Annotated in this window: 7 protein-coding genes; 2 read left to right on the top strand and 5 right to left on the bottom strand. The window is 71.0% G+C overall.

From position 1 onward, the window contains the following. Positions 1-55: 55 nt before the first annotated feature. The 4 genes from fxsA to ABTZ94_RS34440 all read right to left on the bottom strand — a co-directional run bounded on the left by fxsA (position 56) and on the right by ABTZ94_RS34440 (position 4,177). Positions 56-643 (bottom strand): FxsA family membrane protein, encoded by a 588-nt coding sequence (fxsA, locus tag ABTZ94_RS34455; RefSeq protein WP_351206896.1) that lies wholly within the window; start codon positions 641-643, stop codon positions 56-58. A gap of 84 nt (positions 644-727) precedes the next feature. Then, the gene (locus tag ABTZ94_RS34450) at positions 728-1,495 is read right to left on the bottom strand and encodes a polyprenol monophosphomannose synthase (protein WP_351206894.1); all 768 of its coding nucleotides are present in this window, start codon (positions 1,493-1,495) and stop codon (positions 728-730) included. Between the two features lie 548 nt (positions 1,496-2,043). Next, on the bottom strand, positions 2,044-3,690 hold the full coding sequence (locus tag ABTZ94_RS34445) for an amidohydrolase (protein ID WP_351206892.1): 1,647 nt from the start codon (positions 3,688-3,690) through the stop codon (positions 2,044-2,046). Between the two features lie 46 nt (positions 3,691-3,736). Further along, positions 3,737-4,177 (bottom strand): Lrp/AsnC family transcriptional regulator, encoded by a 441-nt coding sequence (locus tag ABTZ94_RS34440; RefSeq protein WP_351206890.1) that lies wholly within the window; start codon positions 4,175-4,177, stop codon positions 3,737-3,739. Between the two features lie 203 nt (positions 4,178-4,380). Between ABTZ94_RS34440 and ABTZ94_RS34435 the strand changes: the two genes are divergently transcribed. Further along, positions 4,381-4,779 (top strand): hypothetical protein, encoded by a 399-nt coding sequence (locus ABTZ94_RS34435; RefSeq protein ID WP_351206888.1) that lies wholly within the window; start codon positions 4,381-4,383, stop codon positions 4,777-4,779. 465 nt (positions 4,780-5,244) lie between these two features. On the opposite strand, the gene ABTZ94_RS34430 is transcribed toward ABTZ94_RS34435, so the two are convergent. Then, a complete protein-coding gene (locus tag ABTZ94_RS34430; RefSeq protein ID WP_351206886.1) occupies positions 5,245-6,417 on the bottom strand; it encodes an acyl-CoA dehydrogenase family protein in 1,173 nt (390 codons plus the stop codon). A gap of 375 nt (positions 6,418-6,792) precedes the next feature. Between ABTZ94_RS34430 and ABTZ94_RS34425 the strand changes: the two genes are divergently transcribed. Beyond that, complete coding sequence (locus ABTZ94_RS34425; RefSeq protein ID WP_351206884.1) at positions 6,793-8,058, top strand: glycoside hydrolase family 18 protein; 1,266 nt, start codon at positions 6,793-6,795, stop codon at positions 8,056-8,058. Positions 8,059-8,148 lie beyond the last annotated feature (90 nt).

Below are 8,148 nucleotides of genomic sequence, written 5' to 3'. Positions count from 1 at the left end.
GTGACACACCGAGCGTGTGTCACAGCCCGCGGCTCTGTCGCGTCGCGGTCCGGCGTCAGGGAGTCAGCGGCGGCCGGGGGGCATCGTCGGGGCGGGGGCCCGGCTGCGTGCCGTCCTGGCGGATGACCTCACCCTGCACAATCTTTCCGTCCGGCCGGTGAATACGGGCCTGCTGGAAGGCATCGGAGAGGCTGCCGGGGCCGGCGGCACGCATCCGGCGCTCCAGCGACCGCTCCGTGTACCGTCCCAGCATTGAACGGACCGGCGGCGCGAGCAGCAGAAGCCCCGCCACGTCCGAGACGACCCCCGGGATCATCAGCAGCAGCCCGGCCAGCATCAGGAAGCCGTTGCCCTTGCTGCCCGAAGGTGCGGCCTGCGGAGGGGCAGCCCCGGGCTGCCCCGGCATCTGCTGGAGCGTCTCGGTGAGATTGCGGAAGGCCCGGCGGCCGGCCCGCTTCATCACCGCGGCGCCGAGCACGATCCCCGCCACCAGGAGCAGCAGCACGGTGAACCCGCCCGCCGTTTCGGCCACGACGGTGAGCAGCCAGATCTCCAGCACCGCCCAGGCGGCGATGGCGAGGGGGACGAAGGTACGGGCGCGTGAGCGCCTCGGGGCGGTCGGGGGCGGTGTGCCGGTCGTCATGGTCCCCAGTGTGCCCGTACGGGCGTCCGATCTGCGTATGGGGGGATCATGAGCGGCAGACCGGCACCCGCCGCCCTCCGTGGCTCAGGTCGCCTTGCGGCCGAGGACCCGGTTCGTACGGGAGGTGACACCCCAGGAGGTGACTCGCCAGAGCGCCTCGACCAGGATGTCGCGGCTCATCTTCGAGTCGCCGATCTCGCGGTCCACGAAGGTGATCGGGACCTCGACGACGTGATACCCGGCGTCGATGGCACGACGGGCCAGGTCGACCTGGAAGCAGTAGCCCTGCGAGGCGACCCGGTCGAGGCCGATGCCCGCCAGGGTCTCGGCGCGGAAGGCCCGGTAGCCGCCCGTGACGTCCCTGGTCTGCAGCCCGAGGAGGAGCCGGGAGTACGTGCTGCCGCCGCGGGAGATCATTTCCCGGGACTTGGGCCAGTTGACCACCCGCCCGCCCGGCACCCAGCGGGAGCCGAGCACCAGGTCGGCGCCCTTGAGCGCGGTGAGCAGCCGGGGCAGTTCCTCGGGCTGATGGGAACCGTCGGCGTCCATCTCCACGAGCACGCCGTAACCGTGCTCGATGCCCCAGCCGAAGCCCGCAAGGTACGCCGCGCCCAGCCCTTCCTTGCCCTTGCGGTGCAGCACCTGGACCTGGTCGTCGGCCGAGGCGAGCTCGTCGGCGACCTTGCCGGTGCCGTCGGGGCTGTTGTCGTCGGCGACCAGGATGTCGGCTTCCGGCACAGCGGCGCGCACCCGGCTCACGATCAGCTTGATGTTCTCGGCCTCGTTGTAGGTCGGAATGATCACCAAGGTTCTGCCGAGCGGGCCGTATCGCCTCTGACCGCCGTCGTTCACTTACCGCCCCTTAAGTCTGTACGCAGGTGCCCACCTTATCCAGCGGGCAGGGCCCGATACCGACGCGGTCGGACAGGGCCGGGCACCGCCACGGACAGAAGGAGGGAAGTACGGACAGACCCCCTGACGGGAACCGACGGGAACTACGGATGGGGGCCCAGCGCCCTTCGGGCCGACCTGGTACCCGCTGGCTGCGGGTCGCCCTAGAGCCGTTGTCTACTGAACGTCCGGGCCCCACCCGGGTCACACCTACCGTCCGGCTGAATCCTTCCCTCTGCCCCGAGGCGCGGGCGCTGAACCTGGCTGCCAGTGGTGGTGCACCGGTGCGGCACACCACCCCATGACCCAGCGGCGTTCGACGACTGCGTGGAGGTTCAACCGGTCGGACGTCCTGTGGTGGACTCGGCCGAACCTACCGGCCGGTGGGCGCGTTCTGTCAATAGCCGCCTGGCCTGCAATGTTTGCGGAACTTGCCTGGTCAGTAGCGAAGATCCGCAGGTCGCGGCGGAGCAGGGGCACCTTCGATCGGCGTACGAAATGTCCGGACGTCACTCGTTCGGCCGCACGTAGACAGTTTGTCCGAAGACCACGGTGCTCAGGCAGACCGGGAGCTCGGCACCCGGGGTGAGATCCGGCAGGCCGGGCGTTCCCGACCTCGGGTCGGTCGACCAGCGGGCGACACGGTCGTCCGGGGCCTGGACCACCAGGTCAGCGGTGCGCCAGATCGCGTAGTCGGCCGGGGCGCCGGGTACCAGGATCCCCGCGTCGTCGCGGCCGACGGCCCGCCAGCCGCCCCTGGTGTGGGCAGTGAAGCCGGCCCGCACGGAGATCCGGTGCTCGGGCGTGCGATGGAAGGCGGCGGCTCGTACGGTCCCCCACGGGTCCAGCGGCGTCACGGGGCTGTCCGAGCCGAAGGCCAGGGGTACACCGGCCCGCAGGAGCGCCGCGTACGGGTTGAGGGTCCTGGCCCGCTCGGCACCCAGCCGCTGCGCGTACATGCCCTCCTCGCCGCCCCAGGCCGCGTCGAAGGCAGGCTGCACGGAGGCGGTCAGACCCAGCTCCGCGAAGGCGGCGACGGTCTCGGGGGTGAGCATCTCGGCGTGCTCGACACGGTGCCGGGCGGCCCGGATCCGGGCCAGGCCGAGCGTGTCGGAGGCTGCCCGGACGCCCTCCACGACGGCGGAGACCGCCGCGTCGCCGATGGCGTGGAAGCCTGCCTGCAGCCCGGCCTCGGTGCAGACGGTGACATGGGCGGCGATCCGCGCCGCGTCCAGGTGGGCGGTGCCCGTGTTTCCGGCCGGACCGTCGGCGTACGGCTCGTGCAGGCAGGCGGTGTGCGAGCCGAGCGAGCCGTCGACGAAGAGGTCCCCGGCCGCGCCGATCGCACCGAGTTCGCGGATGCGACGGGCGTCCTTCTCGTCGCCGACCTGCTCGGCCCAGTAGCCGAAGACCCGCGGTCCGCTCTCTGCGGCGGCGAGCTTGAGCAGCGCGACGAAGTCCTCCTCGTCGGAGATGTCGGGACCGCCGCACTCGTGGACGGCGCCGATGCCGAGCGACGCGGCGTGGCGCAGGGCGGTGCGCCGGGCGTCGACGCGCTGCTGCGGCGAGACGGCGCCGTGTGCCGCGGAGCGCACCGCGTGGTGGGCGGCGCCGGTCAGCGGGGCGTCGGGGTGGTACCCGGTCAGCTCGGTGACGCCCGGGACCAGGTCGAGCAGGGCGGTGGTGACGACCGCGGAGTGCACATCGATACGGGGCAGGTAGACCGGCCGTCCACCGGCGGCCGCGTCGAGCTCGCCGCGCGACGGCGGGCGTCGCTCCGGCCAGCGTGTGGCGTCCCAGCCGTGGCCGAGGACGACCCGGTCCGCGGGGTGCTCCGCCACGTACGCGCGCAGCAGACCGAGTGCCTCGTCGAGGTTCCGGGCACCGGAGAGGTCGAGGCCGGTGAGGGCCAGGCCGGTCGACGTGGTGTGGACGTGGGCGTCGGTGAACGCGGGGGTGACCAGCGCGCCTTCGAGGTCGATCACTTCGTCGACGCCGCTCGCGAAGGCGTCGGCGGCCCCTTCCGAACCCACCCAGGCGACATGGCCGCGTTCGACCACCATGGCGGTGGCGAAGGGGTCGGCGGGGCTGTGGACGTCTCCACCGCGCAGCAGCACGGTGCGGTGTTCGCTCTGGGGGGCGGTGCTCTCGGTCATGGGACCAGTCTCGCGCCTGCCCGTACCCACGCGTTCCGCGGCCCCCTCAGATCTGCGGGGGCCGGGCCTCGTACGGCGTGGAGAGTACGACGGTGGTCCGGGTGGAGACACCGGCCAGCGAACGGATCCGGCTGAGCAGGTGCTCCAGCTCCAGCGGGGTCGCGACACGCACCTTGAGGATGTAGTTCTCGTCACCCGCGACGCTGTGACACGCCTCCAGCTCCGGGACGCCCGCGAGCCGCTCCGCGATGTCGTCCGGCGCGCTCGGGTCGAAGGGCTTCACCGAGATGAACGCGGTGAGCGGCAGGCCGACGGCCTCGGGGTCGACGACCGCGGCATAGCCCCGGATCACCCCGCGCTGCTCCAGCCTGCGGACGCGCTGATGAACCGCCGAGGTGGACAGGCCCGTGGCCTTGCCCAGGTCGGTGTAGCTCATCCGCCCGTCCTTGACGAGCAAATCCACGATCTGTCGGTCCAGCTCCTCCATGTGGATCAACCTATTGCCCCAGGTCCCTCCAGGCACAGCGATGAGGGCTCCCGAAGGGCACCTGCCGCGGACATGTGACGAATGCCACAGACTTACGAGTGGGTAGCCGGCCCCCTCGCGGTTACGGCCGATGCGCGACGGGAAGTGCTTGCTGTGGTCGAGGCCGTGGCGCCTTGTCGGCCCACCCGAGGGGGGAATTTCCCATGCAGAGCCTGAAGCTCACCGTACGTACCGAACCGGATCCCGTCGATCCGGTCGAGGACAGCGTTCCCGACGTGTACGACATGTTCGAGATGTACCGGGTGATCTGCCCGGACTGCGCGCAGCCGATCGCGCTGCTGGCGGACGAGGACGTACTGCCGGAGCACGCGCTGTGCCCGACTCCGTGGAACCCGTTCGTTCTGACGGTCTGCGCCGGTACCGGCCGCGCGGCGTCCCGGGCGCGGCCCGCCGACGAGTCGCTCGGCCTCCAGGAGCAGGAGACGGCCCTGCTGTTGACACTCCCTCAGGGGCTCGACTGGCGAATGCAGCCGTTCTCGCACGCCGGTGGCCCCGGCTCGCGCCCGCTGCGGGTGCCGCAGATGCGGCGCGACGCCGCCTGAGGGCCCTTTCCGCACCTACGCCGGACGGCCCGGACGCATCCGGGCTCATCCGACACATCTGCGCTGCACCACGACGGCCCGGCCGGCGTGGTGCCCTCGGCCGGAGAGACTCCGCCGCCCGGGAACCCGGCGAACGGGCTCTCGAATCCGCCGGGCAGTGACCCAGGCCCGCCCCGCACCGTTGGCCAGGCATGACCCTGCTGCACTCAACGGCCGGTCCCGGTCGCCGCCGTCCAGCCGCTCCGACCGCCGAAGAATCGGTTCCGCATCCCGGATCACAGCCGGTGCCGCAGCCCACGCCTCCCCGGTCCACGCCGCGACCGGCGCCGCACTCCACCGATCCGCCCATCTACCGGTCCCTGCTGCGTCATTGGGAGAGCACGGGACAGACCCTGCCGGGCCGCCATGACCAGGAGTGGAACCGGATCATGACGACGCCCGTGTGGTCGAAGCGGCCGCTGCGGGTCAGCGCGTCTCAGGACCCGCGAGGTGGCGCGCGATGACCATCCGCTGGATCTGATTGGTGCCTTCGACGATCTGCAGCACCTTGGCCTCGCGCATCAGCCGCTCGACGGGGAAGTCCAGGGTGTAGCCGTATCCGCCGAGCACCTGGACCGCGTCGGTGGTCACCCGCATGGCCGCGTCCGTGCAGAACAGCTTGGCCATGGCCGCCTGGCGCGAGAAGGGCTTACCCTCGTCGCGCAGCCGGGCCGCCTCCAGGTAGAGCGCCCGGCCCGCCTCGATCTGGGTGGCCATGTCGGCAAGCATGAAGCGCAGGCCCTGGAAGTCCGCGATGGGCCGGCCGAACTGCTGCCGCCCGGTGGCGTAGGCGACGGCCTCGCTCAGGGCGGCCTGGGCGACGCCGATCGCGCAGGCGGCAATACCCAGACGCCCGGAGTCGAGCGCGGACAGGGCGATCGCGAAGCCCTGCCCCTCCTCGCCGATCCGGCGGGCGTCGGCGACGCGTACGCCGTCGAAGTTCAGCTGGGCGGTGGGCGAGCCCTTCATGCCCATCTTCTTCTCGGGGGCGGCCGCGTTCAGCCCCTCGGCGTTGCCGGGGACCAGGAAGGCGGTGATGCCGCGGGCGCCCTCGACCCCGGTGCGGGCCAGGACCGTGTAGAAGTCGGCGATGCCGCCGTGGGTGATCCATGCCTTGGTGCCGGTGATGACCCAGTCGTCGCCGTCCCGTACGGCCTTCGTCCGGAGCGAGGCGGCATCGGAGCCCGAGGCGGGCTCGGAAAGGCAGTAGGCGCCCAGCAGGCCCCCTCCCAGCATCGCCGGGAGGTGTTCGGCCTGCTGCTCCTTGGTGCCGTACCCCGCGAGCGCGTGGCAGGCGAGGGAGTGGACGCTGACACCGAGACCGATGGTGAGCCGGGCGGCCGCGAGCTCTTCGAGGACCTGGAGGTAGACCTCGTACGGCTGGTCACCACCGCCGTGGGCGGAGTCGTACGGCAGTCCGAGCAGTCCGGACTCCGAGAGCAGAGTGAAGACTTCGCGCGGGAACCGGCCCGCGTCCTCCTCCTCGGCCGCCCGCGGCGCGATCTCTCGCTGGGCGATGTCGCGGACGAGCGCGACGAGTTGCCTGGACTCCTCGGTGGGCAGACGGCGTTCCACCAAATGCGGGGCACGGTCGGTCATGACGGCGCTCTCCTCCCTGTCGGGCGTTGCGACGGTCGCGCGCGGGGGGTGTGGGCGGCGCCGCCGGGGGGCTTCCGGGCACGGCCCGGAGAAGCACTGCTTGCCCAACCGATACCGGCCTCCCGGATTACGAGAGTCGCTGGCCAGCGGCTGTAGCGGCTCGAGTATGCCCGATCGGACGATATCCGTCACGGGGTGACGGAGCGACTCGGCGGCGAGCGGAGCCGTCATCGGAATTGGTCCGAACCATTGACCCAACTGGTCTAGTCCATCTACGGTTCCACCGGAAGCGGCCTTTCCGCGTTCATGCCAAGTCTACGCGACGGCCGACAGCACCCCCCACCACCGAGTTCCCTCCCCCACGAGGAGACAAAGATGTTCGGACCGCACAGTCCCCGCGCCCGCTTCCGGGCGCTCGCCGCAGCCGCCTGTACCGTCGCCCTCGGCGCCGCCCTGCTGGGTGCCGCAGGCACCGCGTCGGCCGGCGCGACCCCCACCACCACGCAGGCCGTGGCCCCCGCACCAGCCCCCACAGCGGCCGGCGGCAAGGTGGTCGGATACTTCGCCAACTGGGGTGTCTACCAGCGCAATTACCACGTCGAGAACATCGAGACATCGGGCTCGGCCGACAAGCTCACGCACATCAACTACGCCTTCGGCAATGTCACCGGCGGCAAGTGCGCGATCGGCGACGCGTACGCCGACTACGACAAGGCGTACGCGGCCGACCAGTCGGTCGACGGCGTCGCCGACACCTGGGACCAGCCGCTGCGCGGCAACTTCAACCAGCTGCGCAAGCTGAAGAAGCTGCACCCGAACCTCAAAATCATCTGGTCGTTCGGCGGCTGGACGTGGTCCGGCGGCTTCGGTGAGGCGGCGAAGAACCCGGCCGCGTTCGCCGAGTCCTGCTACAACCTGGTGGAGGACCCCCGTTGGGCCGATGTCTTCGACGGCATCGACATCGACTGGGAGTACCCCAACGCCTGCGGTCTGACCTGCGACACCAGCGGACGGGACGCCTACGGCAACCTGCTGGCCGCGCTGCGCGCCAAGTTCGGTGCCGGCAACCTGGTCACCTCGGCCATCTCCGCCGACGGCTCCGAGGGCGGCAAGCTGGACGCCGTCGACTACGGCGGCGCGGCACAGTACGTCGACTGGTACAACCCGATGACGTACGACTTCTTCGGCGCATGGGACGTGAAGGGGCCGACCGCCCCGCACTCCCCGCTGACCGCCTACAGCGGCATTCCGAAGGAGGGCTTCAACAGCGAGGCCGCCGTCAACAAGCTGAGGGCGCAGGGCGTCCCCGCGTCGAAGCTGCTGCTCGGCATCGGCTTCTACGGCCGCGGCTGGAGCGGCGTCACCCAGGACGCGCCCGGCGGCACCGCGACCGGCGCGGCACCCGGCACGTACGAGGCGGGCATCGAGGACTACAAGGTCCTCAAGAACAGCTGCCCCGCGACCGGCACCGTCGCCGGTACGGCGTACGCGCACTGCGGCACCGACTGGTGGAGCTACGACACCCCGGCCACCATCGCCACCAAGATGAACTACAAGAACCAGCAAGGGCTGGGCGGCACCTTCTTCTGGGAGCTCAGCGGTGACACCACCAATGGCGAACTGATCAAGGCGATCAACTAGTAGGGCTTTGTTAGGTCCTGTGGTGTGGTTCTGGTTTGGGTGCGGGTTGGCCGCATATCGAGCAGGCGCCGGTCCAGGTGGCCAGGAGGG

The organism is Streptomyces sp. NPDC002785, from assembly GCF_040295565.1.
GTDB lineage: Bacteria > Actinomycetota > Actinomycetes > Streptomycetales > Streptomycetaceae > Streptomyces.
The sequence above is the reverse complement of the archived record's forward strand: the minus strand, read 5'-3'. Positions and strand labels throughout refer to the sequence as shown.

What these genes read in the sequence shown, in the direction of transcription:
- fxsA (WP_351206896.1), bottom strand. Translation starts at nt 643, where the DNA reads ATGACGACCGGCACACCGCCCCCGACCGCCCCGAGGCGCTCACGCGCC.
- ABTZ94_RS34445 (WP_351206892.1), bottom strand. Translation starts at nt 3,690, where the DNA reads ATGACCGAGAGCACCGCCCCCCAGAGCGAACACCGCACCGTGCTGCTG.
- ABTZ94_RS34440 (WP_351206890.1), bottom strand. Translation starts at nt 4,177, where the DNA reads ATGGAGGAGCTGGACCGACAGATCGTGGATTTGCTCGTCAAGGACGGG.
- ABTZ94_RS34435 (WP_351206888.1), top strand. Translation starts at nt 4,381, where the DNA reads ATGCAGAGCCTGAAGCTCACCGTACGTACCGAACCGGATCCCGTCGAT.
- ABTZ94_RS34430 (WP_351206886.1), bottom strand. Translation starts at nt 6,417, where the DNA reads ATGACCGACCGTGCCCCGCATTTGGTGGAACGCCGTCTGCCCACCGAG.
- ABTZ94_RS34425 (WP_351206884.1), top strand. Translation starts at nt 6,793, where the DNA reads ATGTTCGGACCGCACAGTCCCCGCGCCCGCTTCCGGGCGCTCGCCGCA.